At 72.0% G+C, this 25,926-nt stretch carries 28 protein-coding genes and 3 tRNA genes; 15 read left to right on the forward strand and 16 right to left on the reverse strand.

The window, feature by feature from the left end; all coding sequences use genetic code 11:
* Positions 1–6 precede the first annotated feature (6 nt).
* On the forward strand, positions 7–846 hold the full coding sequence (locus AB0I42_RS29385) for a hypothetical protein (protein ID WP_357542263.1): 840 nt from the start codon (positions 7–9) through the stop codon (positions 844–846).
* Positions 847–1,114: 268 nt separating this feature from the next.
* Positions 1,115–1,324, forward strand: coding sequence for a BldC family transcriptional regulator (locus tag AB0I42_RS29390; protein WP_007073996.1), 210 nt, complete (start codon positions 1,115–1,117; stop codon positions 1,322–1,324).
* Positions 1,325–1,432: 108 nt separating this feature from the next.
* On the opposite strand, the gene AB0I42_RS29395 is transcribed toward AB0I42_RS29390, so the two are convergent.
* Positions 1,433–1,813: a PPOX class F420-dependent oxidoreductase gene (locus tag AB0I42_RS29395; RefSeq protein WP_357542265.1), complete on the reverse strand. Its 381-nt coding sequence runs from the start codon at positions 1,811–1,813 to the stop codon at positions 1,433–1,435.
* Between the two features lie 53 nt (positions 1,814–1,866).
* Between AB0I42_RS29395 and AB0I42_RS29400 the strand changes: the two genes are divergently transcribed.
* Positions 1,867–2,646 (forward strand): class I SAM-dependent methyltransferase, encoded by a 780-nt coding sequence (locus tag AB0I42_RS29400; protein WP_357542267.1) that lies wholly within the window; start codon positions 1,867–1,869, stop codon positions 2,644–2,646.
* Positions 2,647–2,697: 51 nt separating this feature from the next.
* On the opposite strand, the gene AB0I42_RS29405 is transcribed toward AB0I42_RS29400, so the two are convergent.
* Positions 2,698–3,342: a TetR family transcriptional regulator gene (locus AB0I42_RS29405; protein ID WP_357542269.1), complete on the reverse strand. Its 645-nt coding sequence runs from the start codon at positions 3,340–3,342 to the stop codon at positions 2,698–2,700.
* A gap of 140 nt (positions 3,343–3,482) precedes the next feature.
* Between AB0I42_RS29405 and AB0I42_RS29410 the strand changes: the two genes are divergently transcribed.
* Complete coding sequence (locus tag AB0I42_RS29410; RefSeq protein WP_357542271.1) at positions 3,483–4,043, forward strand: hypothetical protein; 561 nt, start codon at positions 3,483–3,485, stop codon at positions 4,041–4,043.
* Positions 4,040–5,395: a PrsW family intramembrane metalloprotease gene (locus AB0I42_RS29415; RefSeq protein WP_357542273.1), complete on the forward strand. Its 1,356-nt coding sequence runs from the start codon at positions 4,040–4,042 to the stop codon at positions 5,393–5,395. Before AB0I42_RS29410 ends, AB0I42_RS29415 begins: the two co-directional genes overlap by 4 nt.
* A 99-nt stretch (positions 5,396–5,494) precedes the next feature.
* On the opposite strand, the gene AB0I42_RS29420 is transcribed toward AB0I42_RS29415, so the two are convergent.
* A complete protein-coding gene (locus AB0I42_RS29420; RefSeq protein WP_357542275.1) occupies positions 5,495–5,746 on the reverse strand; it encodes a hypothetical protein in 252 nt (83 codons plus the stop codon).
* Positions 5,747–5,845: 99 nt separating this feature from the next.
* Between AB0I42_RS29420 and AB0I42_RS29425 the strand changes: the two genes are divergently transcribed.
* Together AB0I42_RS29425 and AB0I42_RS29430 are read left to right on the forward strand one after the other, a co-directional pair.
* On the forward strand, positions 5,846–6,703 hold the full coding sequence (locus AB0I42_RS29425) for a 3-hydroxyacyl-CoA dehydrogenase family protein (protein ID WP_357542277.1): 858 nt from the start codon (positions 5,846–5,848) through the stop codon (positions 6,701–6,703).
* The gene (locus AB0I42_RS29430; RefSeq protein ID WP_357542279.1) at positions 6,700–7,437 is read left to right on the forward strand and encodes an enoyl-CoA hydratase/isomerase family protein; all 738 of its coding nucleotides are present in this window, start codon (positions 6,700–6,702) and stop codon (positions 7,435–7,437) included. Before AB0I42_RS29425 ends, AB0I42_RS29430 begins: the two co-directional genes overlap by 4 nt.
* A 42-nt stretch (positions 7,438–7,479) precedes the next feature.
* On the opposite strand, the gene AB0I42_RS29435 is transcribed toward AB0I42_RS29430, so the two are convergent.
* Together AB0I42_RS29435 and AB0I42_RS29440 are read right to left on the reverse strand one after the other, a co-directional pair.
* Entirely contained in the window at positions 7,480–8,061 is a 582-nt protein-coding gene (locus tag AB0I42_RS29435; protein ID WP_357542281.1) for a hypothetical protein, read from the reverse strand.
* Between the two features lie 101 nt (positions 8,062–8,162).
* The gene (locus tag AB0I42_RS29440; protein ID WP_357542283.1) at positions 8,163–9,512 is read right to left on the reverse strand and encodes an ABC transporter substrate-binding protein; all 1,350 of its coding nucleotides are present in this window, start codon (positions 9,510–9,512) and stop codon (positions 8,163–8,165) included.
* Between the two features lie 108 nt (positions 9,513–9,620).
* Here AB0I42_RS29440 and AB0I42_RS29445 point away from each other — a divergent pair, with 108 nt between their 5' ends.
* Positions 9,621–10,034 (forward strand): hotdog fold thioesterase, encoded by a 414-nt coding sequence (locus AB0I42_RS29445; protein ID WP_357542285.1) that lies wholly within the window; start codon positions 9,621–9,623, stop codon positions 10,032–10,034.
* Between the two features lie 163 nt (positions 10,035–10,197).
* Positions 10,198–10,587 carry a hypothetical protein gene (locus AB0I42_RS29450; protein ID WP_357542287.1) on the forward strand — a complete coding sequence of 130 codons (390 nt, stop codon included), beginning with the start codon at positions 10,198–10,200 and terminating at the stop codon, positions 10,585–10,587.
* Positions 10,588–10,618: 31 nt separating this feature from the next.
* Here AB0I42_RS29450 and AB0I42_RS29455 read toward each other — a convergent pair whose 3' ends face one another.
* Positions 10,619–11,050 carry a hypothetical protein gene (locus AB0I42_RS29455; protein ID WP_357542289.1) on the reverse strand — a complete coding sequence of 144 codons (432 nt, stop codon included), beginning with the start codon at positions 11,048–11,050 and terminating at the stop codon, positions 10,619–10,621.
* A gap of 218 nt (positions 11,051–11,268) precedes the next feature.
* On the opposite strand from AB0I42_RS29455, the gene AB0I42_RS29460 reads away from it, so the two are divergent.
* Positions 11,269–11,991 (forward strand): DUF2786 domain-containing protein, encoded by a 723-nt coding sequence (locus tag AB0I42_RS29460; RefSeq protein WP_357542291.1) that lies wholly within the window; start codon positions 11,269–11,271, stop codon positions 11,989–11,991.
* Between the two features lie 24 nt (positions 11,992–12,015).
* Here AB0I42_RS29460 and AB0I42_RS29465 read toward each other — a convergent pair whose 3' ends face one another.
* The 9 genes from AB0I42_RS29465 to AB0I42_RS29505 form a co-directional block, all read right to left on the reverse strand.
* Positions 12,016–12,426, reverse strand: coding sequence for a hypothetical protein (locus tag AB0I42_RS29465; protein WP_357542293.1), 411 nt, complete (start codon positions 12,424–12,426; stop codon positions 12,016–12,018).
* A 193-nt stretch (positions 12,427–12,619) separates the two neighbouring features.
* Positions 12,620–12,693 (reverse strand) — tRNA-Phe (locus AB0I42_RS29470).
* Positions 12,694–12,796: 103 nt separating this feature from the next.
* Positions 12,797–12,873 (reverse strand) — tRNA-Asp (locus AB0I42_RS29475).
* 25 nt (positions 12,874–12,898) lie between these two features.
* Positions 12,899–12,971, reverse strand: a tRNA-Glu gene (locus AB0I42_RS29480).
* Between the two features lie 152 nt (positions 12,972–13,123).
* Complete coding sequence (locus AB0I42_RS29485) at positions 13,124–13,972, reverse strand: polysaccharide deacetylase family protein (RefSeq protein ID WP_357542295.1); 849 nt, start codon at positions 13,970–13,972, stop codon at positions 13,124–13,126.
* 88 nt (positions 13,973–14,060) lie between these two features.
* The gene (locus AB0I42_RS29490) at positions 14,061–15,002 is read right to left on the reverse strand and encodes a MerR family transcriptional regulator (protein WP_357542297.1); all 942 of its coding nucleotides are present in this window, start codon (positions 15,000–15,002) and stop codon (positions 14,061–14,063) included.
* Positions 14,992–15,609 carry an isopentenyl-diphosphate Delta-isomerase gene (gene idi / locus AB0I42_RS29495; protein ID WP_357542299.1) on the reverse strand — a complete coding sequence of 206 codons (618 nt, stop codon included), beginning with the start codon at positions 15,607–15,609 and terminating at the stop codon, positions 14,992–14,994. The genes AB0I42_RS29490 and idi overlap by 11 nt, the downstream gene beginning before the upstream one ends.
* Complete coding sequence (gene crtI / locus AB0I42_RS29500; RefSeq protein WP_357542301.1) at positions 15,606–17,087, reverse strand: phytoene desaturase family protein; 1,482 nt, start codon at positions 17,085–17,087, stop codon at positions 15,606–15,608. Before crtI ends, idi begins: the two co-directional genes overlap by 4 nt.
* A gap of 25 nt (positions 17,088–17,112) precedes the next feature.
* Positions 17,113–18,168 carry a polyprenyl synthetase family protein gene (locus AB0I42_RS29505; protein ID WP_357542342.1) on the reverse strand — a complete coding sequence of 352 codons (1,056 nt, stop codon included), beginning with the start codon at positions 18,166–18,168 and terminating at the stop codon, positions 17,113–17,115.
* A gap of 145 nt (positions 18,169–18,313) precedes the next feature.
* On the opposite strand from AB0I42_RS29505, the gene AB0I42_RS29510 reads away from it, so the two are divergent.
* Both AB0I42_RS29510 and AB0I42_RS29515 read left to right on the forward strand, forming a co-directional pair.
* Complete coding sequence (locus AB0I42_RS29510; RefSeq protein WP_357542303.1) at positions 18,314–19,225, forward strand: phytoene/squalene synthase family protein; 912 nt, start codon at positions 18,314–18,316, stop codon at positions 19,223–19,225.
* 5 nt (positions 19,226–19,230) lie between these two features.
* Complete coding sequence (locus AB0I42_RS29515) at positions 19,231–20,448, forward strand: deoxyribodipyrimidine photo-lyase (protein ID WP_357542305.1); 1,218 nt, start codon at positions 19,231–19,233, stop codon at positions 20,446–20,448.
* Positions 20,449–20,520: 72 nt separating this feature from the next.
* Here AB0I42_RS29515 and AB0I42_RS29520 read toward each other — a convergent pair whose 3' ends face one another.
* Complete coding sequence (locus AB0I42_RS29520; RefSeq protein ID WP_357542307.1) at positions 20,521–21,600, reverse strand: serine hydrolase domain-containing protein; 1,080 nt, start codon at positions 21,598–21,600, stop codon at positions 20,521–20,523.
* Positions 21,601–21,794: 194 nt separating this feature from the next.
* Between AB0I42_RS29520 and AB0I42_RS29525 the strand changes: the two genes are divergently transcribed.
* The 3 genes from AB0I42_RS29525 to AB0I42_RS29535 all read left to right on the forward strand — a co-directional run bounded on the left by AB0I42_RS29525 (position 21,795) and on the right by AB0I42_RS29535 (position 25,853).
* A complete protein-coding gene (locus AB0I42_RS29525) occupies positions 21,795–23,156 on the forward strand; it encodes an NAD(P)/FAD-dependent oxidoreductase (protein WP_357542309.1) in 1,362 nt (453 codons plus the stop codon).
* A 97-nt stretch (positions 23,157–23,253) separates the two neighbouring features.
* On the forward strand, positions 23,254–24,264 hold the full coding sequence (locus AB0I42_RS29530) for a LacI family DNA-binding transcriptional regulator (RefSeq protein WP_212824650.1): 1,011 nt from the start codon (positions 23,254–23,256) through the stop codon (positions 24,262–24,264).
* 236 nt (positions 24,265–24,500) lie between these two features.
* Positions 24,501–25,853 (forward strand): extracellular solute-binding protein, encoded by a 1,353-nt coding sequence (locus tag AB0I42_RS29535; RefSeq protein WP_357542311.1) that lies wholly within the window; start codon positions 24,501–24,503, stop codon positions 25,851–25,853.
* Positions 25,854–25,926: the final 73 nt, after the last annotated feature.

Consider the following 25,926-nt stretch of genomic DNA (forward strand, 5'->3'; position numbering starts at 1 on the left):
CGCGCCGTGCCGTCGCTCTTCGCTTCGTATCTCCGGGTCTACGAGCCGCTGACCGCCTTCGATCGGGAGCGCCAGGTCTTCTGGCGCCGGTACGTCAGACAGGGGCGGGCGGTGGCGCCGCTGGACGGCCCGGTGCGACAGCGTACGGCGGTGATCGAGGCGCTCGGTGCCGGCTGGAGCAGGCTGCCCGACCTGCCCGAAGAGGCTTACGTGCTGGAGACCGACGACACCCTCCTGGTCTGCCCGTGGAACCTGCGGGTACGGGTGGCCGAGGCGGCGCTCAGTGCCCGGGACGGCGTCCCGTCGGTGTTGGCCGACGCGTTCGTCCCGCCGATCCTGGCCGGCCAGGCCAAGGCGGTGATCGACGACTGGCGCAGTGGTGCCCGGGTGCTGGAGCACGGGGTGCCCCGGGTGCACGAGCAGATCTCCACCTGGGGTGTGCCGTTGCGGTGGTTCGTCTTCGTCGACGCCGAGGAGCGGGAGCTGACGTTGCGGCCGGGCGGCCGGGCGCTGCGCTACCGCACCGAGATCTCGAAGGCCCGGCGGCGGGCGTCCCGGGGCCTGTCGGTGTTGCGCAAGTCGGTGGGCGACGCGCCGATCACCCAGGCGGTGGAGGAGGGTGCCCGGTGGCTGGAGGAGTTCCACCCGCGTTCGGTCGTCGAACTCGACTACGGCGGCCTGGTCGACCTGCTCGACGATGAGGCGCTGGAGGGCGACGACTCGCCCCAACTGGTGGCGGCCGGGCTCGCCGGGCTGTCCCGGGGCAACAGCGAGGCGGCCACGAAGGCTTACGAGACCCTGGTCGCGCGGTGGCGGGACGTCCAGCTCAGGGAGCGCCGCAACTAGTCCGAAAATGCCCCAATGATCCACGATGAGAGCGCTCCCAAGGCGAGGATCGCTCGTAGTGGGTACGCTACCAACGGTGAGCAACTGTCCCAATAAGGCGGTTTCTGGTATATAAAATTTGGATAAATCGGTCATTGTTCGTCCGTCTATCCAGGGACCTTCGGCCGTTCGGCCCATGTCGGACATCGGGGACTAGCCGGACCATGGGATACGCGTCGGCCGGCGGGACCCCGGCCGATGTTCTTAGGTACCTGTGGAGGAGTGACCGATGGCGTCGCGTACGCATGAACCAGAGCCGCTACTCACACCGGCCGAGGTCGCGTCGATGTTCCGTGTCGACCCGAAGACCGTGACCCGGTGGGCGAAGGCGGGCAAGCTCAGCGCAATCCGCACGTTGGGCGGCCACCGTCGCTACCGCGAGTCGGAGGTTCGCGCCCTGCTGCAAGGCCAGATCCCCCAGCAACGCCAGGGCGACTGAAAAACTCGGTCGATCGATCGTCGGTAAGGGACGGAACCCGCACGGGGAAGATGCGGGTGCCGTCCCTTCTCCGTGTCGGATCACCGATCGGCCCCGCGTCGCCAGCCCTCAGGGGGCCAGCACGATCCGGATGCCGACCGTGCCGTGCGCGCCCCGCCGGATCCGGCTGCCGAGCATGACCAGCCGGCCGAAGACCCCGTACTTCTTCTTCAGCAGTCCACGCACCCGCTCGGTGCTGGCCGGGTCGATCAGACTCGCCCGCGCGGGCACCTGCGGGCCGTGTGGCTTTCCCCGGGCGTCGCAGGCCGCGACGGTGACCTCGCCGCTGCGCCGGATCCGCTTCACCTTGCCCGAGTCGGCGACCGTCCAGACGGCGAGGCTGTCGCCGTCCCGCACTGCCCACACCGGAGTCGCCACCGCCCGGCCGTCCTTGCGGAACGTGGTCAGCAGGACGTACTTCTCGTCGCCGAGGCTTTCGAGGTCGGTCACGACAGCAAGGGTACGTCCCATCGATCGCCCGTACCGTCGGTAGTGTCAAGCTGGTGAAGGGTGAGCCGACGATCGGCGACGCGTTCGGCGAAGTCGTCCGGGACGCGCTGGCGGTGGCCACCGGCATCGGGCCGCGCCCACTGGTCGGCGGGCGGCTGCCCCGCCCCGTCATCGAGATCATCGAGCGCGACGACGGCCTGATCAACGGCGCGCCGGCCGCCCACTACCTGGCCGGACCGGACGAGTGGCAGCCGTACGACCACCGGGCGGTCGACCGGGTCCACGGCGAGACGCTCGACATCGGGGTCGGCGCCGGCCGGATCGCCCTGCGGTTACAGGACCGCGGCGTCGCGGTCACCGGCCTCGACGTATCCGCGGGGGCGCTGGCCGTGTGCCGGAAGCGGGGCGTACGCAGCCTGGTGCACGGCACCGTCGACCGGCACGCCTCGGATGGCCGCCGCTACGACACGTTCCTGCTGCTCGGCAACAACCTGGGCCTGCTGGAAGGGCGCGAACGGGCACCGGAGTTCCTTGCCGCGCTGGCGGCGATGGCCCGGCCCGGCGCGCAGGTGATCGCCCACGGCACGAATCCGTACGGCACCAGCGACCCGGTGCACACCTCCTACCACGAGGCCAACCGGGCCCGGGGCCGGCTGGGCGGGCAGTTGCGGCTGCGGGTGCGCTACCGGGAGTTGAGCACGCCCTGGTTCGACTACCTGGTCTGCACCCCCGACGAGTTGGCCGGGATCGTGCACGGCACCACGTGGCGGCTGGTCGACGTCGACACCACCGACGCCCCGTACTACCTGGCCACGCTGCGGTTGGGGAACTGAACCGGCGGCCGGCCGGCAGGTGCTGACAGGGCCGAGAGGGCCAACAGGCGGTCAGCGTGGCGGCGGGGTGGCCGGGATGCCGGCGGTCAGGGCCGCGAACGCGGCCCGGCGGATTCTGGACGCCGGCCCGACCGGTCCGGCGTCGGCCGGCTCCGGCTCGGCGAGCCCGGCGCACAGCGCGACGTCCCACGAGGTGACGGCCGCCCCCGCCACCAGCAGTGGGTACGGATGGTGCGGTGGCAGGCCGGTGCGTTCGGCGACGAAGTCGACGACCACCTGCCGCAGGTCGTTCATCAGGGTGAGGTACATGCCGATCAGCGACGGCTGCTCGTCCATCAGCCGGATCCGCCGGGTGATCTGGCGTTGCTCGGCGGCGTCCAGGTCGAGGGCGTCGAGCACCACCGCGACGGCCTCCAGCGGCGGCTGGTCGACCGCGGTCGCGGCCAGTTCGGTACGCAGCCGGGCCAGCCGCTGGTGGGCGACGTCGCCGAAGAGCACGTGCTGCTTGGACGAGAAGTAACGGAAGAAGGTGCGTACGGCGACCCCGGCCGCCTCGGCGATCTCCTCGACCGTGGTCTGCTCGTAGCCCTTCGCCGCGAACAGGGCGAGGGCCGCCTCCTCCAACGCCGTACGGGTCTCCTGTTTACGCCGCTCGCGACGGCTCGGCGGCAGGTCGGAGCCGGGAGACGTCGTCATATCCACATGGTGGCACGGCCGATCATGATCAACTGAATCCGGACCGGCCGCCGCCGTCCGTGTCCCGGCCGATACTTTTCCTTCGTATCCTGGCGGACACTTTCCTCCGGATCGCGGCTGACAGGCGCTAGCGTCAATGTATGAAGGTGGCGCGGCGGCTACTGCGTAACCTCGCCGGCAGCCTGGGAATCCTGGGCGCGCTCGGCATCGTCACCGTGGGGCTGCCCGCGATCGACCGCGCCATTCCCGCCATACGTCCGGTCGCCGCCGGGGTGCCCTATCCGGTCGGCGCCGGTGTCACCGTCGTACCGCCGCCCGGTGCCATGGTCGACGTCACGCAGACCCGGCCCTCCGGGGAACGCGGCACCGTCCTGTTCCTCATCGGCCCGGTCCGCTACGCGATCGTCGTCACCCCCTTCGACGGCGATCTCGCCGCAGCGGCCGCCCGGCTCGAACGGAAGATCACCGAAGTACGCGGCTACCAGATCACCGGCACCCAGCTCGGTGTCTCCACCGCCGCCGGGCTGCACGGCATCCAGGGCGGCTACATGGCGCCCGGCCGGGGCGGTCGCTACGCCGTCTTCCTCACCGGCGGACTCTCCATCGAGGTGACGGTCGCCGGCAGCCATCCCGAGTTCGGCGGCCTGGCCGCCGCCGTCGAGGCCAGCACCCGGTCGATCACCGTCGTGGAGGCTGCGTGACCCTCGGACCGCCACCGCCCCGCGCCGTCCAGTCCGTCCACCCCGCACCGTCCGGTTTCGACCTCCGCCAGGCCGTACCACTGCCCGCCTTCTGGCTGTTGGTCGTCCTGCTGCTGGCCGGCCTGGTCCGGATCGGCACCCTGCTGTGGGCGGCGTTCACCGAACATCCCGTCGCGACCTCGGTCGCCGTCGGGCTGTTCGCCCTCTACGCCGTACCGTTCTGGATCTGCGTACGAGCCTTGGACTACTTCGAACGCGAACCGCCGGTGCTGCTCGTCGCGGCGTTCGCGTGGGGCGGCCTGGTGGCGACCAGCGCGGCCATCCCCGGCAGCGCCGCCCTGCACAACCTGCTGGCCAAGCTGCACTCCACCGAGTTCACCGCCGCCTGGGGAGCGGCGGTGGCCGGCCCGACCGTCGAGGAACTGGTCAAGACCCTCGGCGTCGTCGCGATCGTGCTGGTGGCCCGTACCCAGGTCAACAGCGTTCTCGACGGGGTCGTCTACGGCGCCCTGGTCGGGCTCGGTTTCCAGGTCGTCGAAGACGTCATCTACGCCGTGAACGCGGTCGTCATCGCCGGCCGCGGCGACGAGGTGACCCCGGTGGTGGCCACCTTCTTCGTCCGCGGCTTCCTCGCCGGACTGTGGAGCCACACACTGTTCGGTGCCCTGGCCGGCGCCGGCATCGGCTACGCCGTCGTCCGGCGGGACCGCTCCCGCCCGGCCCGCTGTGCGATGGCCGGACTCGCCCTGGCCGGCGCGTGGGCCTGCCACTTCCTGTGGAACTCGCCGCTGCTCGCCGACGGGCCGGGCACCGGCGGCTTCGGGCTGCTGCTGGTGCTGCTCGCCAAGGGCGTGCCGTCGCTGGTCCTGATCCTGCTGCTGGTCCGGGTGGCCCGGCACCGCGAGGCCGACTACTACACGGCGCAGCTCGCCGCGCTCGACGATCCACGGATCGCCACGCCCGGCGAGCTGCGCGCGCTGGCGCTGGGACACCTGCGCGCCGACGCCCGGCGGCACGCGCAGCAACGGGCCGGCCATCCGGCCCGCACGGCCGTACGGCGGCTACAGCACGCCCAGGCCCGGCTGGCGGTCGAACTCAGCCGGGCCGGCGCGGCCGTGGCCCGGACGCCCGACGTACCGGCGCCGGAGCCGGCCGGGCTGCCGGCCGCTGTCGACCGGTGGCGCGCAGAGGTGCTGACCCAGCGGGATCAGCTCCGGGAGCTGGGCCACCCGGAGGCGGTGGCACCCGGACCGGCCCAGGGGCCCGGCCGGCGGATCGGGGCGGCGGTCGGGCTGGCGGTGCTCGTCCTGGCCGTGGCATGGGCGGCCCTCAGTTGGCTCGGCGCCGCCTGACGCCTGCCCGGCCCCGCCTGACGCCTGCCCGGCCCCGCCGGTGCCGCCTGTTCGGCCCCGCCTGGCGCCCGGCCCGGCGGGCGACGCCTGTCGCGGTCGTCAGACCGTCACCGGGGGATGACCGCCGTCGCCGTCGACCACCTCCTCGGGCGTGCCGTCCTCGTCGATGTCGACCATGGTGATGTCGACCTTGCCGTCACCGTCGGTGTCGAACTGGAAGAGGTCCGCCTTGCCGTCACCGTCGGTGTCCACCACCCAGACGTCGGCCTTGCCGTCGTTGTTGGTGTCCGCCGCCAACAGTTCGATGCGCTCGTCGCCGCGCGTCTCGACGGTTTCCTGCGGTTCGCTCATCAACGGACCTCCATCAGACGATCTTTCGGGGTACGGATACCCGTTCACGCTAGGGCCCCGTCCTGGCGTACGCGACCCGGGCTGCATAGGGTCGCTGGCATGAACGATCGTTTTGTCGTCGTCGGCGCCGGCACCATGGGGCTCGGTATCGCCTACGTCGCCGCCGGCGCCGGCTTCCACGTCGAACTCGTCGAGGTCGACCGGGACCGGGCCGACACGGCCATGGCGAAGCTGGGCGGGCTGTGGCAGCGGGCGGTCGAGCGCGGCAAGCTCACGGCGGCGCAGGCGGACGCCGGCCGTACCCGGGTGGTGCCGCGCGCCGACCTCGCCGAGGTGGCCGACGGGCCCGACGTGGTTGTCGAGGCCGTGCCCGAACGCCTCGACCTCAAGCGGTCGGTGCTCGCCGCCGCCGAGGCCCGGCAGCCCGCGCTGCTCGCCAGCAACACGTCCAGCATCTCCATCGGCAGCCTCGCCGAAGGGCTGGCCCGGCCCGAACGCTTCGCCGGGCTGCACTTCTTCAACCCGGTCTGGGTGATGACACTGCTGGAGATCGTGGTCGGCCCGGCCACCGCCGACGAGACCACCGCGGCTGCCGTCGCGCTCGCCGGCCGGCTCGGCAAGGACCCCGTCGTCGTACGCGACCTGCCCGGCTTCGCCACCTCCCGGCTCGGCGTCGCCCTCGGGCTGGAGGCGATCCGGATGGTCGCCGACGGGGTCGCCAGCCCGGCCGACATCGACAAGGCGATGGTGCTCGGCTACCGGCACCCGGTCGGCCCCCTCGAACTCACCGACCTCGTCGGGCTCGACGTACGGCTGGACATCGCGCGCACCCTCCAGCGGGCGTACGGCGACCGGTTCGCCCCGCCCCCGCTGCTCGTGGAGATGGTCGCCGCCGGCCGGCTGGGCAAGAAGACCGGACAGGGCTTCTACGACTGGGAGAACGGGAGGCGGGCATGAGCATCGCCGTCGAGGAACGCGCCGACCGGGTCGTGGTCACCCTGGACCGGCCGGAGAAGCGCAACGCGATCGACGCCGACATGGTCGACGCGCTGCACGGCGTCTGCGCCCGGCTGGAACGGGAGCCGAAACCGCTGCTGCTCACCGGCGGCGCCGACGGCGTCTTCGCCGGTGGGGCCGACATCGCGCAACTGCGCGAACGGGGCCGGCTGGACGCGCTCGCGGCGATCAACGCTGGTGTCTTCGCCCGCATCCGGGCCCTGCCCCTGCCGACCGTCGCCGCCGTCGACGGGCCGGCGCTGGGCGGCGGCGCCGAGCTGGCGTACGCCTGTGACCTGCGGGTCTGTACGGCCCGGGCGTTCTTCGGCCAGCCCGAGGTGCGGCTGGGGATCATGGCCGGGGCCGGGGCGACCCACCGGCTGCCGGCGCTGGTCGGTGAGGCCCGGGCCAAGGAGATGCTCTTCACCGGCCGGCGGGTGGGTGCCGAGGAGGCGGCCCGGATCGGGCTGGTCAACCTCGTCGTCGACGAGCCCGGCGAACTGCTTGCCGCGGCCCACGGCCTGCTCGACGAGATCGTGAAAGGCTCGCCGCTGGCGTTGCGGCTGACCAAGCTCGCCGTCGACGCGCCGCCGGCCGCCCACCCGCACGTCGACCTGGTCGGTCAGGCGGTGCTCTTCGAAGACGAGGAGAAGCGCCGCCGGATGACCGACTTCCTGGAACGGAAAAGCCGGTGAGCCAAGCTGGCCCACCGGCTTTCCACCGCGTCGTTACGCCGCTCAGCTCGCCGCGTACGGGTTGGTGGTCGGGTCGATGTAGTTGACCTGGTCGGCGACACCGTCGAAGTTGGTGTCGCGGATGACCTGGTCGGTCACACCGTTCTCGTTGGTGTCGGTGGCGACCACGTCGACCCGGCCGTCGAAGTTGGTGTCCTGCACGACCATGTCCGGCGTGCCGTTGAAGTTGGTGTCGGCGACCACGTGGTCGACGTATCCGTCGGCGTTGGTGTCGGTGCCGACGATGTCGATCATGCCGTCGGCGTTGCTGTCGATGCCGACCGCGTCGACCGTGCCGTTGTCGTCGTAGTCACGCAGGATCGTGTCCAGGTGGCCGTCACCGTCGGTGTCGACCAGGACCGCGTCGGCGTTCCCGTCACCGTCGAAGTCCTGGGTCACCATGTCGGCCACGCCGTCGCCGTCGGTGTCGGTGATGGTCTCGGTCGAACCGTCGACGTTCTGGATCACGATCGAGTTGGGCTCGTAGGACAGCGGCTCCTGCCCCGTGTCGGTCTCCGAGCCGAAGCCCTCGGTGTCGGTGGTCGGCTCTTCGAGGTCGAGGCCCGGGTCGCTGTACTCGCTCATTGTCTTGCCCTTTCGATCATCATCTCTCGCGGTGTTGATGAAACCGTACGGTGCCCGGACCAGCCGAGGAATCACGGAAACGTGCCACTACCGGGTGGCCGTCAGTGCCGCAGCGGTACGTCCGCTGCGGCAAGCGCCTTGATGACTTCGGCTGACTCCGCGAACCCGATGACCAGGGCGGCCTCCGGCGCGAATTCCTTGATCTCCTGTGCCCCGGCGGAGAAATCCACCGGTGGTCCGTCGGCACCCGCGGGCGGATCGTAGGTCAGCAGCCGGATCCGGTCCGGCGCCACTCCGGTCCGCTCCAGTTCGGCCCGGACGTTCTCCTGCAACCCCTGACCGTACGAGTCCTTACGGGCCACGATCACGATCCGGTTCGGGCCGTCCCGCAGGATGACGTCGGCCAGCGCCCGCCCCTGGAGGATGTCCGAAGGCGCGGTGCGGAAGTAGAGGCCCTTGTCGTCCACGGTGCTCAGGCCGGCGTCGGTGTTGCACGGCGAGAAGAGGATCAGGCCGGCGGCGACGACATCGGGCAGTACGGCCCGTGAGATTCCGGAGGCACCGGCGCCGATGATGACATGGGCACCCTTGGCGACATGCTCCTGAACGGTCTGCCGGGCCTTGTCGACGTTGGTGCCGTCGTCGCCGTCGAGCCACGCCACGTCCGCGCCGAGCACCCCGTCGGCAGCGTTGATCTCACGGATCGCCAGGGCCGCGCCGGCGGCCAGTGGCGGATAGGCGAGGGCCAGGTCACCGGTGCGTGGCAGCAGGCCGCCGATCTTCAACGGGGCGCCGGCCCGCTGGTTCCCGCCGGAACTTTCCCGCTTCGGCGGCGGCGGCGCGACCGTGCTGGTGGTGGTTTCGTCGCCGGCACCGATGAACTCCGTCTTGCCGTCGTCGAGTTCGTTGTCCGAACCGAAGTGCACGGTGGCGTAGCTCGCGGTCGACGGCTCCCCGGCGTCGGTGAATCCGCCCCGCTTCAGCGATACGCCCCGGTACTGGATGTCGGTGCCGGCCCGGGCGAGCTTCAGGCACTCGGCGACGGTGTCGCAGATCTCGCCGCCGGTGGTGACCCCGTTGATCTGCTTGGCGATCTCGGCCGGGTCGGTCGTGCCGGCGAGCTGGGTGGCGAGCGCACTGATCACGACCGCGTCGTACGTCTCACCGGAGTAGATGTAGTCGTCGAGGTCGGGGTCGACGGATGCGAGTCGTTCGATGAAGTCGGCGGACAGCGGCGTGAGGGGTTTGGTCCCCTTCATGCCGGCCAGGATCCCCGGCTGTCCCTCGAACTCCGTGGCGAACGAATTGATCATATTCCCGTCGGAGCCGTATAGCCTGACCAGGGACTCCGTCGTTTCCTCGGGCTCGGCCGTACCGCAGCCGGTGGCGCCCAACAGGAACGCGGCGCAGACGGCCAGGGCGGCACTGCGCCTGCCGCGTGACACGGGCATCGGATCGTCCTCCCCTCGGCGAAGCTCCGTGGGCACACTAGCGTGCCAGCGGCCGGAACTGTGACCGTGGTCGCAGGTCAGCGCTTTACCTGCGGGTAACCTTCCGGCGTGGACGCCGACAGTCAACTCGCGGCCGAACTCGCCGCCGCGCCCGGCGCACTCGCCGAGCGGATGGGCATCACGCTGGTCGAACTGACCCCGGAGCGGGTCGTCGGCTCGATGCCGGTCGAGGGGAACACACAGCCGATGGGTCTGCTGCACGGCGGGGCGTCGTGCGTCCTCGCCGAGACCCTCGGATCGGTGGGAGCCGCACTGCACGGCGCCACCATCGGCCGGCCCGCCGTCGTCGGTGTCGACATCAACGCCACCCACCACCGGGCGGTCAGCGCCGGTACGGTCACCGGCGTCGCCGTCCCGCTCCGCCGTGGCCGCACCGTCTCGACGTACGAGGTGGTCATCAGTGACGACAAGGGGAACCGGGTCTGCACCGCCCGGCTGACCTGTCTCCACGTTTCGGGCTGAGGCTCACCGTCCGGGAGTGCCGCCTTGACGGTGCGTCATACCCTTCCGCATGTGACTGAGCACGGGCGAAGTCATCGCCCGAGGTGCCGGAGAGCGGCATCAGCGCGGGCGGGGCAGGTCGAAATCGCCGCTCACGGCGTCGGACATGAAGCGAGGTGACGGCGTGACGGAAGTACCCCAGGAGGCGCTCGACGACGCCGCCAAGGTGCTGCACCTTGCCCTGGACGGCGACACCGACGCCGTCGTCGGCACGCTCGACGCGGTCGTCGACCGGGCCGGCGTGGTCGGTGCCTACGACGTCGCGTGGTGCCTGGCGGCCTCGATGGTCGGCGACGACCTCCGGCTCGGCCGGTGGACGCTGGAGTTCCCCGACATCGACGAGGCGGCGTACGACGCCCGCTGGGTCGCCCGTTTCCTCAGCGCGTACGCCAACGGCGACGTCTCGACGGGCGAGGCGCTCTTCGGCGCCGCCCTGGCCGACGGCCAACTGCCGGACTGTCTGCTCACCCTGGCCGGCTCGGCGGTCGCCACGCTGCGCAAGCGGGTGGCCTGACGGCGGCCACCCGCGATTGCGCGACGGTGGATCAGAACGCGACCTGAACCTCCAGCGGGGTGTACTGGTAGAAGTTGTTCGAGAGCCGCACCCGGAACGGCACCCCGTCACGCACGTTGGTCGCGACCGTGAACCAGCCCGACTTGGCCGGGATGTAGGTCCAGTAGTTGCACCCGCTCGTCGCGTTCACGAAGATCACGCAGGCGTTGGTGCCGTACGTGCTGAAGTTGCGGATGTTGACGTCGACACAGCGGTTGGTGGTCCGGTAGGTGCCCACCTCGCCACCCCAGGCGCCGATCGAGAACTTCGAGCGGACCGCGCCGCCGTAGCAGGTGGCCAGCAGCGAGGCCTCGCCGGCTGTGCGGGGGATCGGTTCGGCGTACGCCGGTGGGCTGCCGAGCCCGACCGCGGTGAGAACTGACAGCGTCACGCAGGCGAGCAGGTGCTTGACCTTCTTGGGCATCCACGTCTCCGGGGTCGAGGGTCACCGTCTGTCATGGACAGACTTCCTGTGGCGACGATCGTAGTTATCGCGGTCCATGTCCGCTGCCCCGTCGCATGCCCCGGACCCGGCCCGGACGCACCGGCCGGGCGCGGTGCCGACGACGCGGTGCGGCGGCCCGGACCGCGCTGGCGAACTCACCCCGGACCGGCGGCCCGGGCCTGTGGTAGCTGTTGTGCATGTCCGACGCGATCCTCGCCAAGGTGCGCAAACTGCTGGCCAAGGCCGAAGACCCGGCCTGTACGGCCGCCGAGGCGGAGGCGTTCACCGCCAAGGCCACCGAGTTGATCGCGCGGTACGGCGTCGACCGGGCCCTGCTCGCCGCCCGCGACCCCGCCACCGACCCGGTCGGTGACCGGGTGCTCGACCTGCTCGCCCCGTACGCCCTCGACAAGGCCGGCCTGCTCGCCGCGGTCGCCACCGCGCTGCGCTGCCGGTGCGTACGCCGCCGGGTCGGCAGCGGCTTCGCCATGCACCTCTTCGGCTTCGGCAGCGACCTCGAACGCGTCGACCTGCTCTTCACCTCACTGCTGGTGCAGGCCGCCCACGGGCTGGCCGCCGCCGACGTACCGGCGGGGGAGCAGCCGGCGGCGTTCCGGCGGTCGTGGCTCGCGGGGTTCGCCGCCGTGGTCGCCGAGCGGCTGCGCGACGCCGAAGCCGCCGCGGCCGCCGCGACGGTCACCAACTCCGGCCCGTCGGTCGCGCTCGTGCTCGCCGACCGCTCCGACCGGGTGGACCGGCGGATCTCCGAGGTCTATCCCAGGCTGCGGACCGCCGGCCGGCGCCGTCTCGCCGGCAGCGGCATGAGCCAGGGCGCCGCCGCCGGCCGGGCGGCCGACCTGGGTGGCACCCGGCTGGACCGGGGCCGGCCGGCGCCGCTCGCGGGCCGGCGGCGCGGTTGAGGCGTCAGCGCTGCGGCAGAGCCGTCAGCGGAGCATGCCCATGTTGTGCCGGGTGACCCCGCGGGCCGCCGTCAGCGGGCCGACGACCATGTAGATGACCCAGGTCAGGGGCAGCGTCACGAGGCCGATCACGATGCCGATGAGGAAGATGTTGATCCAGAAGAAGACCCAGTAGGACACCATCAACGCGATCCCCAGCCCGATCTGCCGGGCGTAGAGGTTGCCCACCCCGAAGATGCCGAAGATGCCGAGCACGAGTTCGAGCGCGACGGCGGCGCCGGCCGACTTGGCGGCGATCGGGACGACCGGGATCACCCCGTACGGCAACGTGGGCGGCGCGGAGTTCGGCGGCGACCAGTGCGGCGGTTGGGGGATGGGCAGGTTGGCTGGGGGCGCGGAGTACTGCGGCTGCTCGGGGAACTGCTGGTACGTCATCGCGACGGCCTCGCTACCGGATGTCAGGACGGGGTCCCGATTGTCGCACCCGCCGGCACCTCCGATGTCCATCGCAGCGGCAGGGGGCAACGGACCGTCCAGCTGAAAATTGGAAGGTTGCGGTGCTGACAAAGCAAAGCGCCGACCGGCGTTTCCGCTGGTCGGCGTTGCTTTAGCCCGGCGAAAGGCTATGTGGCCAGAGGCGGGGTCGAACCGCCGACCTTCCGATTTTCAGTCGGACGCTCGTACCAACTGAGCTATCTGGCCGTGTTGCTCGGTTCATGGTACCCGTCTTGCGGTGTGACCGCGCGGCGGGTGCCAGTCTCCGAAACGCAGAACGCCGCGCGTAGAAACGCGCGGCGAGCGGCGCTGGCGGTCCTGACGGGACTTGAACCCGCGACCTCCGCCTTGACAGGGCGGCGAGCACTCCAACTGCTCCACAGGACCTTGCTGCTCCGGCTAGGCCGGAATGTGCCCCCAACGGGATTCGAACCCGTGCTACCGCCTTGAAAGGGCGGCGTCCTGGGCCGCTAGACGATGAGGGCGGCCCCGCCATCATCGCATATCGCGACTCCAGCGGTAGAGCTCCCATCCGGCGGCGCCGGAGGCTTGGAAAGCATACGTGATGTCCCGCCCCAGAACCAAACCGATACCGCTCTTCTCGTGATCATCCCTCTGACCTGCGGAAACACCGTGATCAAGTGTCGAGCGAAATGATCTCGTACCGGTCCTGGAGTTTGCCGATCAGCCCGGCACAGGCGTCCAGCGTCGCCGCCCGGTCGCCACCGCCGTCGTGCAGCAGCACGATGGAACCGGGCCGGGCCTTCTTGAGCACCCGTTCGGTGATCTCGGACGCCCTGGTCTTCTTCTCCCAGTCCCGTGGGTCGACGTCCCAGTCGATCGAGGCCATTCCCAACTCCTCGGCGACCGAGATCGCCGCCTCGGTCCACCGGCCCCCCGGGTGCCGGAAGAAGGGGATCCGGGCGTCGGGTACCGCCCGCCGGATCTCCCGGTTGGTGCGCTCCAGGTTGGCCCGGATCTCCGCCGGCGGGCGGTTGCCGAGGTCGAGTTCGTGATGCCAGGTGTGGTTGCACAGGGTGTGCCCCTCGCGGACGATCCGGGCGACAAGCGCCGGATGACGGTGCACCTGTGAGCCGACGACGCAGAACGTCGCCTTGACCCGGGCCGCCCGTAGCCGGTCGAGCACCTTCGGTGTCCAGACCGGGTGCGGCCCGTCGTCGAACGTCAGCGCCACTCCCTTGCGTCCGGTCGTGCGTCGTACCGGCAGTGGCGCCGGAGCCGTGCTCGTGGTCGCGGTCGGTCCGGGCGTGGCCGCCGCCGACCGGGTGGGGGCCGGCGTACCGGTCGGCGGTGCGCTCGACGGTGTCGCCGGCCGGGACGGTGTGCCGTCGGGCGCCGGGATTCCGGTCGCCGGTGGCGCCGTCCGGAAAGTGGGGTGGCTGGTCGGGCGGGAGGCTATCCAGCCCGCGCCGAGCAGCAGCGCGAGTACGACCACGCCGGACCCGAGGGCGGCACGTTGTTTCATCGTCGGCTCCCGAGGGGAATTCGGGCAGGACGTCGGGCTCACGCTAGCCCACCGCCGACGGCGTGCGATACCGGATAGACGACTCCGATCAGCCGGTCACCGGGCGACCCGGCACGGCCACCGCGCCAGCGAGAACGACGGCCTCGGTGAGGTCTGCCGGGGACCGCACCCCGGCGGGAAGCGGGCCGGCCGCCCAACCGGGACCGGCCGCCATCACCAGCAGCGGGCGGCGGGGCACGGACAGTACGGCCGCCAGTTGCTCGGTACGCGCGGTGGCGGGAGCGTGCGACCACACGACGACCACCGCCGGCCCGGTCCGGTCCACGGCGTCGACCAGGGCGACGGTCGGCACCCGTGCGCCGAGCAGCCGGCAGCCGACGCCGGCCTGCGCCAGCGCGGCGGCGAGCGCCTCCAGCGGCAGGCTGTGCTGCTCCTCGTCGGCACAGGACAGCAGGATCCGGGCTGCTTCGGCCGGCCGGCGTACGGCGCCGAGGACCTCCGACACGCAGCGGGACAGCAGGTGCTCGACCTCGATCAGGCGGGACGTGGTCGCGTACCGCTCGCCGATCCCGACCAGGACGGGCCGCAACATCTCGTCCCAGGTCCGGACGACGCCGTGGGCGGCCACCTGCCGTTCGATGAGCTCCCGCATGGCGGTCGAGTCGAGCCGCATGGCGGCGCGGGCCAGGCCGCGGGCGGCCGGGCCGGCCCGGCCGACCGGGATGGCGAAGCCACCGCCGGCCCGGCCGGCGGCCCCCTGGCGGGGGGCCGCGTTGCGAGGGGTGTCGGGCCTGGGGGCGACCGTGGTGCGGCGGGCCCAGCCGGCCGCCTCGGCCGGCGTGACACCCTCGGCGGTCAGCCGCCGCATGACCTCCAGCCGGGCGAGGTCCTCGGCGGTGTAACGCCGGTGGTGCCCGGGCACGTGCTGGCTCGGCCCCAGGCCGTACCGCTGGTGCCAGGTGCGTAGCGTCGTCACGGCGACGCCGAGCCGGCGCGCGACGGCGCCCGCGCTCAGGGCGTCATCGCCCACCTGACCGCTCCGGCGCTTCGTCGATGGTGGCGCCGGAACCCGGTACGACGATGCCGTCCGCTCCCGCCCGCCCTGGGCTGAAGAGCCGGTCGGTGACGCCGGCGAGCCACGGCGCGTGCTGCCGCGGCTGTTCGGCGAGCCCGGTCAGCAACTCCTCGCGGGTCACCCAGCGCACGTCGGCCACCTCTTCGGGAGCCGGGGCCAGGGTCGTGCCGGGGGGAAGCTCGGCCCGCAGCACGTGGTCGTACTCGAACTCGACCCGGCCGGTGGCGGGGTCCTCGGCGTAGTAGACGTAGACGCCGACCTCGGTGAGGTCGACCGGCGGTATGCCCAGTTCCTCGCCGAGCCGCCGGTTGGCGGCCTCGGCCAACGACTGGCCCGGCGCCGGGTGCCCGCAGCAACTGTTGGCCCAGCGCAGCGGAAACCTGGTCTTGACGGCGGCCCGCTGCTGGAGCAGGACCCGGCCGGTCGGGTCGACCAGGAAGACCGAGAACGCCCGGTGCAGCCGGCCCGGCGGACGGTGGGCGTCGTCGACGGTGCACTCGCCGATCGGGTTGCCGGTGTCGTTGACCAGCTCGACCAGGTGTGCCTCGCGGGAGAGGGTCACCGGGTGCCTCCCGTCACTCGGCCGGCGGCGAGCTTGCCGGAGATCAGCACCATCGGCACGCCCACACCGGGTTGTGTCCCAGATCCTACGAAGACCACGTTGGACAGCGTGGGGTGCAGGTTGTTCGGGCGGAAGGGGCCGGTCTGGAAAAGGCTGTGCGCGGCGGCGAACGGGGTGCCCGCCGCCATGCCCTGGTCGGCCCAGTCGGCGGGGGTGACCACCCGGGACACCTCGACGCCGGCCCGGAAGTCGCGGTAGCCACGCGCCTCGAGCGTACGCATCAGCTCGTCCGCGTAGCGCGCGGGCAGGTCGCCGCGCCAGTCGAGCCGGCCCCGGTCGAGGTTCGGCACCGGCGCGAGCACGTAGTAGGTCTGCCGGCCGGCCGGCGCGACCGACGGGTCGGCCCGGCTCGGGTTGGTGACCAGCAGTGACGGGTCGGACATCAGTTCGCCCCGCTTGATGATCTCGTCGAAGGTGCCCTTCCACGGCCGGCCGAAGTGGATGTTGTGGTGGGCGATCTTCGAGTAGGGCTGCCGGGACCCGATGTGCAGCACCACGCAGGACGGCGAATGGCGCAGCCGCCGGTAGCGGGCGGCCGGCAGCAGGTCCCGGTAGGCGACCGGCAGGTCGGGGTTGAGTACGACGACGTCGGCGGGGACCCGCTCGCCGTCGGCGGTGATCACCGCGCTGGCCCGGCCGGCCGAGGTCTCCACCCGGGTCACCGTGGTGCCGTAGCGGATCTGTACGCCGTGCTTCTCCGCCGCCCCGGCCAGGGCCCGGGGTACGGCGTGCATCCCGCCACGCGGGTAGTAGACCCCGGCGACCGAGTCGAGGTAGGCGATCACGGCGTAGATGGCGAGCGCGTCGTGCGGGGCCAGGCCGGCGTACATGGCCTGGAACGAGAAGATCCGCCGGGTCCGGGGATCGGTGAAGAACTGGTTGATCTTGGTTTGCAGCCGGCGGAACGCGCCGGTCGAAAGTAGCCGGAGCAGGTTGGCGGTCAGCAGGTCACGGGGGCTGTCGAAGTTGCGGTCGATGAAGTCGGTCCGCTCCAGCTGCCACAGGTCGCGGGCGAAGTCGACGAACCGCAGGTAGCCGTCGGCCTCCCGGGGACCGCAGACCCGTGAGATCTCGGCCGCCATCCGGGCGGTGTCGGTGATCACGTCCAGGGTGGAGCCGTCGGGGTAGTAGGCCCGGTAGGCGGGGGCGACCGGGGCGAGGTCGAGCCAGTCGGTCAGCTCCTCGCCGACGGCGGCGAGCGGCTCGGCGATCAGGTCGGGCATGGTCAGCACGGTCGGCCCGGTGTCGAACTCGTAGCCGTCGACGCTGAGCCGACCGGCCCGCCCGCCGGGCACCGGCTCCCGCTCAAGGACGGTGACCTGACGGCCGCTGCCGGCCAGGTGCAGAGCCGCGGCGAGGCCGCCCAGCCCGGCACCGACGACGACCACCCGATCGGTCGGTCCGCTCACCTTGCGCATTGGGCCACCCCTCTCCGGGCCTCCATCATGCCCGCCGATCCGTGGCCCGTACGGCGAGGTCGGCCAGCGCCCGACGGGCGACCGGGTCGATCGGCGCGGTTCCGATCGAGTCGAGCGTGTCGGCGACCCGTGCCTCGATCATCTGCTCGACCCGGGCGGTGGCACCGGTGGCGGTGACCACCTCGGCGAGCCTGTCGACCCCGACCGTGCCCGCCTGCCCCCGGGCCAGCTCGGCCCGCTGCGCGGCGGTGGCGAGCTGGTCGGCGAGCAGCAGCAGCACCGTCGGCTTGCCGGTACGCAGGTCGTCGCCGGCCGGCTTGCCGGTGTGTCGCGGATCGCCGTACACGCCGAGGAGGTCGTCGCGGAGCTGGAACGCCTCGCCGACGGCGATTCCGTACCGGCTGTAGGCGGCGGTGACCGGGCCGGGGGGCCCGGCGGCACCGCCGGCGAGTGCCGCGCCGAACAGCAGCGGGCGCTGCACGGTGTAGCTGGCGGTCTTGTGCCGGGCCACCCGCAGCGCCCGGTCGACCGACCAGTTGGCGGCGTCGGTGTCGCCGAGGATGTCGAGGTACTGCCCGGCGATCGCCTCGATCCGCATCTGGTCGTAGCAGCGGCGGGCGGCCAGCACCGAGGCGGCCGGCAGGCCGGTCCCGGCGAGCAGTCGGTCGGCCCACACCAGGCAGAGGTCGCCGACGAGCACGGCGCCGGCCGTGCCGAAGTGGTCCGGGTCGCCGGTGCGCCCGGCCGCGACGTGCTGGTCGGCGAGCACCCGGTGCGCGGTGGGCCGGCCGCGCCGGGTGGCGGAGCGGTCCATGACGTCGTCGTGGACGAGGGCGAACGCGTGCAGCAGCTCCAGCGCGGCCAGCGCCGGAAGGGTGGACGCGACCGGCTGGTGCGCGCGGACCCCACGCCAGCCCCAGTGGGCGAAGACCGGGCGCAGCCGCTTGCCGCCGGCGAGCACGCAGTCGCGGGCGGTGCGGGCGAGGTCGCCGAGGGCGGGGTCGATCTCCTCGATCGCGGCCACCTCGGAGTCCAGGAAGTCGATCAGGGTCTGCTCGATCAGCTCGATCAGCCCGATCAGCTCGCTGGGAGCCGGAGCGGGCGGGGGCGCAACGGGGCGGGCATCACCCGGGAACGTCGGGAGTGTGTCGTTGGCCACGACGCCGAGCGTACCCTAGAGTTGCGAGTTGCGTCGATTGCTGCGTCGATCTATCCGAGGAGGTCCCATGGAGACAGATCTTGCCGCGGCCTATGAACGCTGTCGTGAGCTGCACAAACGGCACGGACGCACCTACTATCTCGCGACCCGGCTGCTGCCGGCCTGGAAACGTCGGCATGTCCATGCGCTGTACGGGTTCACCCGCTACGCCGACGAGATCGTCGACCGGACCGGCGACGCGTCGGTCGCCGAGCGGACCGCCCGGCTCGACGCCTGGTCCGCCCGGTTCCTCGCCGGCCTGCACGGCGAGCCCGTCAACGACCCGCTGCTGCCCGCCGTGCTGCACACCATCGCGGTCTTCCAGCTCGACCGGGCCGACTTCGCGTTGTTCCTGCGCAGCATGGCGATGGACCTCACCATCACCTCGTACGCCAGCTACGACGACCTGCTCGACTACATGGAGGGGTCGGCGGCCGTGATCGGCACGATGATGCTGCCGATCCTCGGCGCGGCCGACCCCGCCGCCGCCCGCGAGCCGGCCCGCCAGCTCGGCTTCGCCTTCCAGCTCACCAACTTCATCCGCGACGTCGGCGAGGACCTGGCCCGCGGTCGCACCTACCTGCCCGACGAGGACCTCGACAAGTTCGGGGTCGGCCGCGCCGACCTGGTCACCGCCGCCCGCGACGGTCGCGGCACCGCCCGGACCAGGGAGCTGATCGAGTACGCCGTGACCCGCGCCCAGGCGCACTACGCCGCCGCCGCCCCCGGGGTGGCGATGCTGACCCCCGCCTCCCAGGCGTGCATGCGCACCGCGTTCGCTCTCTACGGGGGCATCCTCGACGAGATCGCCGCCGCCGGTTACGACCCCTTCGTCCGCCGGGCGACCGTCCCGGGCCGCCGTCGGGCCGCCGTCGCCGCCCGGTCGCTGCTGGCCCGGCCGGGCACCCCGGTCGCCGTACCCGGTCCGTCGCCGCGGTGAGGTCGATGCGTACGGCGATCGTCCTGTTCACCCGCGACCTCCGGGTCCACGACCAACCGGCACTGGCCGCCGCCTGCGCCAACGCCGAGCGGGCGGTGCCGCTCTTCGTGCTCGACCCGGCCCTCGCCGGCCGCTCGCCCAACCGGGACCGGTTCCTCGCGCAGAGCCTCGCCGACCTGCGCGGCTCGCTGCGCGAGCGGGGCGGCGACCTGGTCCTGCGGCACGGTGACCCGGTCGCCGAGACGATCCGGCTGGCCGCCGAGACCGGCGCCGGGGGCATCGCCGTCTCCGCCGACGTCAGCCGCTATGCCCGGCGCCGGGAGAGCCGGCTGCGCGCCGAGGCCGACCGGCACCGGCTGTCGCTGCGGCTCTTCCCCGGGCTGACCGTCGTCGACCCCGGGGCGGTCACCCCGGCCGGCGGCGACCACTACAAGGTCTTCACGCCGTACTTCCGCGCCTGGGCGGCCAGCCGGTGGCGCGACGAGGTGGCCACGCCGGCGACGGTGCCGCTGCCGTCCGGGGTCGCGGTCGGTCGGCTGCCGGCCCTGCCCGCGGGGGAGTCGCCGCGGGCCGCCGCCGGGGGCGAGACCGTGGGCCGGCGGCTGCTGCGCGGCTGGCTGGGCGGGATCGACCGGTACGACGACATCCACGACGACCTCGCCGCCGACGCGACGTCACGGCTGAGCCCGTACCTGCGGTTCGGGTGTGTGTCCCCGCTGGCGGTGGCGCGGGCGGCGGGCGACCGCGACGGGCCGTTCGTCCGCCAGCTCTGCTGGCGCGACTTCTACCACCAGGTGGCGTACGCGTTCCCGGACCTGTCGACGGCCGCCTACCGGCCGGGCGTGACCGAGGTGTGGCGGTACGACGCCGACGCGCTGGCGGCCTGGCAGGAGGGGCGGACCGGCGTGCCGATCGTCGACGCCGGGATGCGGCAGTTGCGGGCCGAGGGCTGGATGCACAACCGGGCCCGGCTGATCACCGCCAGCTACCTCACGAAGCAGCTCGGCCTCGACTGGCGCCTCGGGGTGGAGTGGTTCCACCGCTGGCTGCTGGACGGCGACGTCGCCAACAACTCCGGGAACTGGCAGTGGGTCGCCGGCACGGGAAACGACACCAAGCCCTACCGGCGGTTCAACCCGGTCCGGCAGGCGCACCGCTTCGACCCGGCCGGCGACTACGTCCGCCGCTGGGTCCCCGAGCTGGACCCCGCAAGATCCGCGTGATCAGGGACTAAAACGCGCGGGTCGCCGGCGTGCCGGTCGTCAGACTCCCTGATCACGCGGATATTGAGGTGGTCACAGGCAGCCGATCACCGCCTCGGCCAGGGCGTCGACCCAGTCGAAGTCGGCCAGGTGGCGGGTGACGTAGGCGAAGGCGAACCCGTGCCCCGGATCGGCGAAGCCGACACTCCCGCCGACACCACCCATGCCCCACTCGCCGTCGTCGACCTGCATCCCCAGCGACCAGCGCACCGGCCGGCCGAGCAGCAGGTCCGGACCGTCGTACTGGACCCGGAGCAGCTCCGCGACGGTGTCCGGGCCGAACAGCCGTACGCCGTCGAGCGTGCCGCCGGCCAGCAGCCCGGCGTAGCACCGGGCGACCCCCGTCGCCGTCGCGTGCAGGTTGACCGCCGGCACCTCGGCGGCCCGCCACAGTGGACTGTTCACCACCCCCGGATCGAGGGCGCCGGCCGGGTTGCCCAACCCGAGCCGCCGCAGCGAACCCGGCGCACCGAGCACCGTCGCCGCCCAGTCCGGCCGGCCGTACCCGACGTCGGCACACCGCCGCTGGTCGGCCGGGGACAGGCCGAAGGCCAGGTCGAGCCGCCACGGCCCGGCGATCTCGTCGGCCAGGAACCGGCCGGCCGACCGGCCGTCGACGCGACGTACCAGCTCACCGACCAGATGCCCGTACGTCAACGCGTGCTCGGCCGCGGCCGTACCCGGAACCCAGCGGGGCTCGGCGGCGGCCAGGTCGGCGGTGAGCAGCGCCCAGTCGGCGTACGCCTCCGCCGGCCTGGGCACCGGGAACGCCGGCAGGCCGGCGGTGTGCGCGAGCACGTGCCGGACGGTCGCCCCGGCGGTGAACTCCGGCCAGTGCCGGGCGACCGGGTCGTCGAGCCCGACCAGCCCTCGGTCGACGAGCAGCAGCAGGCAGAGCGCGGCGAACGGCTTGCTGACCGAATAGACGTTGACCAGGGTGTCGGCGGTCCAGGGCTGCCGGCGCCCGGGGTCGCGCCAGCCGCCGGTGAGGTCGACCACCAGCCGGCCGTCGTGCCACACGGCGACGCCGGCACCCGTTTCCGCGCCCGATTCGAGCAGGCCGGCGAACACGTCCCGCACCGCGGCGAACCGCTCATCCACCCGTCCGTCCATCCGGCAGACGCTACGACCGGACGTACCGGCCGGCCACGCCATTTCCCCGCCGGCCGGACCGCCGCCGCCGGGCGCCGGTCCCGGCCCGCGTCGCAAGATCGTGGTGATCAGGGCGTACGGACCATGACCCGCCGACGACACGCGCGACATGATCCCTGATCACGGGGATCTTGACGGGGTGGGATGCTGGCCGGATGGGTGAACCGGCAGTCGTGGACGTCGTTGTACTCGGGCTCGGTGTCGGTGGCGAGGAAGTGGCCGGCCGGCTGGCCGGGGCCGGGCTGTCCGTCGTCGGCGTCGAAAGCCGGCTCGTCGGCGGGGAGTGTCCCTACTGGGGCTGCGTACCGAGCAAGATGATGATCCGGGCCGCCAACGCGCTCGCCGAGGCGCGGCGGGTCGACGACCTGGCCGGCCGGGCGACGGTGACCCCCGACTGGGCGCCGGTGGCCCGGCGGATCCGCGAGGACGCGACCGACCACTGGAACGACGCGGCGGCCGCCGACCGGCTGACCGGCAAGGGCGTACGGCTGGTCCGTGGCCGGGGCACGCTGACCGGTCCCGGCCAGGTGACGGTCGGCGACGACGTCTTCCGGGCCACCCGGGGAATCGTGATCGCCACCGGCACCGCCGCCTCGGTGCCGCCGATCGAGGGGCTTCGGGACACGCCGTACTGGACCAACCGGGAGGCGATCGAGGTCGAGCGGTTGCCGGGCTCGCTGATCGTGCTCGGCGGCGGGGCGATCGGGCTGGAACTCGCCCAGGTCTTCGCCCGGTTCGGCGTACGGGTCACCGTGGTCGAGGCGAACCCGCGGCTGCTCGCGATGGAGGAGCCGGAGTCGTCGGAACTCCTGGCGGACGCGCTGCGGCGCGACGGTGTTGAGATCCGCACCGGGGTACGCGTCGAGCGGGTCGGCCACGGCGCCGACGGGTTCACCGTGCACCTGGCCGGGGCGGAGCCGGTGACCGGGGAGAGGCTGCTGGTGGCGACGGGCCGCCAGGCGCGACTGGGCGAACTGGGGCTGCCCGCGGTGGGGCTCGACCCGGACGCGCGCTTCCTGACCGTCGACGACCGGATGCGGGCCGGCGAGGGCATCTGGGCGGTCGGCGACGTCGCCGGCCACGGTGCGTTCACCCACATGGCGATGTACGAGGCGGGGATCGCGATCCGCGACATCCTCGGCCAGGACGGCCCGCCGGCCGACTACCGGGCGCTGCCCCGCGTCACGTTCACCGACCCGGAGGTCGGCGCGGTCGGCCTCACCGAGGCGCAGGCCCGCGAGCGGGGGATCGACGTACGGGTGGGGTTCAATCCGCTGTCGAACTCGACGCGCGGCTGGATCAACCGGTCGGACGGCTTCGTCAAGCTGGTCGCCGACGCGCAGCGGGGGGTGCTGGTCGGCGGCACGTCCGCCGGCCCGTCGGGTGGTGAGGTGCTCAGCGGGCTGCTCGTGGCCGTGCACGGCGAGGTGCCGGTGGAGCGGCTGCGCAGCATGATCTACACCTATCCGACCTTCCACCGGGCCATCGAGGGGGCGCTGCCGGACCTCGGTCGGTGACGGGGACTGCGCGGATTTGTCGCTTGCGCGTCGCTTCTTGCGCAGCTCGACAACACTCGGTGCAATTTTTGCAAAAGATTGACGTACGATTGCGGCCGTGACGAGACGACTCACCGAGGTTGCCAAGAAAGCCCGGGTCAGCGAGGCGACGGTGAGCCGTGTGCTCAACGGTCGCGAGGGCGTGTCCGACGCCACCCGTACGGCGGTGCTGACCGCGCTGGACGTCCTCGGCTACGAACGGCCGACCAAGCTGCGCGGGGAGCGCGCCCGGCTGGTCGGCCTGGTGCTGCCCGAACTGCAGAACCCGATCTTCCCGGCGCTGGCCGAGGTGGTCACCGGCTCGCTGGCCCAGCGCGGCTTCACCCCGGCGCTCTGCGCCCGCACCATCGGCGGTGTGTCCGAGATGGACTATGTCGAGATGCTGCTGGACCACCAGGTGTCCGGAGTGATCTTCGCCGGTGGTCTGTACGCGCTGGCCGACGCGAAACACGACCACTACCGCCGGCTGACCGACCGTGGCCTGCCGGTGGTGCTGGTCAACGCCGGGGTCGACGAACTGGGCTTCCCGACCGTCTCGACCGACGACGCGGTCGCGGTCGAGCAGGCGTACGGGCACCTGCGCTCGCTCGGGCACGAGCGGGTCGGTCTCGTCCTCGGTCCCGAGGACCACGTGCCGTCCCGGCGCAAGCTCGCCGCGATGGTCGCGGCGGCCGGCTGGGCCGGGCAGCCGGAGGAGACCGAGAACGTGGCCCGGTCGAGCTTCTCGATGGAGGGGGCCCGGGTCGCCGCGTCGAAACTCATCGACCGTGGGGTGACCGGAATCGTCTGTGCCAGTGACGTGCTGGCACTCGGCACGATCCGCGCCGCGCGCCGGATGGGTCGCCGGGTGCCGGAGGACGTCTCGGTGGTCGGGTTCGACGACTCGGCGTTCATGACCTGCACCGACCCGCCGCTGACCACCGTGCGCCAGCCGATCGAGACGATGGGGCAGGCCGCGGTGGACCTGCTCGTCACCCAGATCGAGGGGGTCGGGGTGACCACCGACGAGCTGCTGTTCGAGCCGGAACTGGTGGTACGCGGCTCGACCGCGCCGGTGCCGGGCCGGTGAGGTTGCCGCAAGACTGAATATCTGGACGAAGAGGGGCGGACCGTAACGGTCCGCCCCTCTTCGCGTGCCAGGGCCGACGCTCCCAAGATCAGTCGCAGATTTTCTGAACACAGTCGACTTCTTGCGCTAGCGAGTACGCCTTTGTATCGTCATCGCCACGAAACACGGCACTTCCGAGAGCCGCGTCACACCCACCACCGATTCCGCATGCCCAACCCCAGGAAGGGTGTCCGTCCATGAACAGATCCAGGCTGCGCAGCGCCGTCGGGCTGCTGCTCGTCGCCGGGGTCGGACTGTCCGCCGCGGCCTGCGGCGGCGACGACGACAAGCCGGCCGACGGCAAGGTCACCATCACGGTCAACGGCCTGCCACCGGCCACCGAAGCCGCCAACCACGCCCGGTTCCTCGAAATGGTCGCCGAGTTCGAGAAGCAGAACCCCGACATCGACATCGACGCCCGCGAGGGCAAGATGGACCCGCAGACGTTCTCCGCGAAGCTCGCCGGCGGCCAGCTCGAAGACGTCTTCTACGTCTACTTCACCGACCCGGCCAACCTGATCGCCAAGCGCCAGGTCGCCGACATCTCGAAGTACACCGGGGAGTTCCCGGCCGTCGCCCAGATCAAGCCCGAGCTGATGAAGATCTTCTCGGACGCGGACGGCAAGGTCTACGGACTGCCCTACAAGAACTACTCGCTGGGCCTGCTCTACAACCGGGCTCTGTTCACCAAGGCCGGCCTCGACCCCGCCAACCCGCCGAAGACCTGGGCCGAGGTCCGCACCGCCGCCCAGAAGATCGCCGCCCTCGGCGACGGGCACGTCGGCTACGGCGACTACAGCAAGAGCAACACCGGCGGCTGGCACTTCACCGCCGAGATCTACTCCGTCGGCGGTGACGTCGCCGTCAACGAGGGCGGCACCTGGAAGGCCGCGTTCAACAACGACCAGGGGCGGCAGGTCCTCCAGCAGCTCAAGGACATGCGCTGGGCCGACAAGAGCATGGGCGAGCGGCAGCTTCTGGAATGGGCCGACCTGCTCCAGATGATGGGCGCCGGCAAGCTCGGCATGTACGTCGCGACCGCCGACAACATCCCCACGATCGTCAACCAGTACAAGGGCAACTTCGCCGACTACGGCCTCGGCCCGATCCCGGACGGGAAGGGCACCCTCGGCGGCGGCGAAGGCTACATGTTCAACGCCAAGGCCACCCCGGAGAAGATCCGCGCCGGCCTGAAGTGGCTGACCTTCTGGTTCAACAACCCCGACCGGATCGCGGCGGAGAACCAGTGGGCCGCGGAGAACAAGAACGTCGTCGGCCTGCCCGAGCCGGCGATCTGGACCGGCGCCGCCGCCCAGAAGCAGGCCGAGGCCGACAAGCAGTACGCCAACGTCCCGCAGGAGAACTACGCGCCGTTCATCAGCGCCGCGCCGGGCGTCCCGGTCAAGCTCGAACCGCCGAACGCGCAGCAGATCTACGCGGTGCTCGACGTCGCGATGCAGAAGGTCCTCACCGACGCCAACGCCGACATCAACGCGCTGCTCACCGACGCCGAGAAGCAGGTCAACACGATCCTCGCCACGGTCCAGTAGCCCTCGGGCCGCCGCCACGCACCGCCGTGGCGGCGGCCCCACCGGCGAACCGACGGCACCGACAAATCAACGA

Source organism: Polymorphospora sp. NPDC050346, from assembly GCF_040655695.1.
Taxonomy (GTDB): domain Bacteria; phylum Actinomycetota; class Actinomycetes; order Mycobacteriales; family Micromonosporaceae; genus Polymorphospora; species Polymorphospora lycopeni.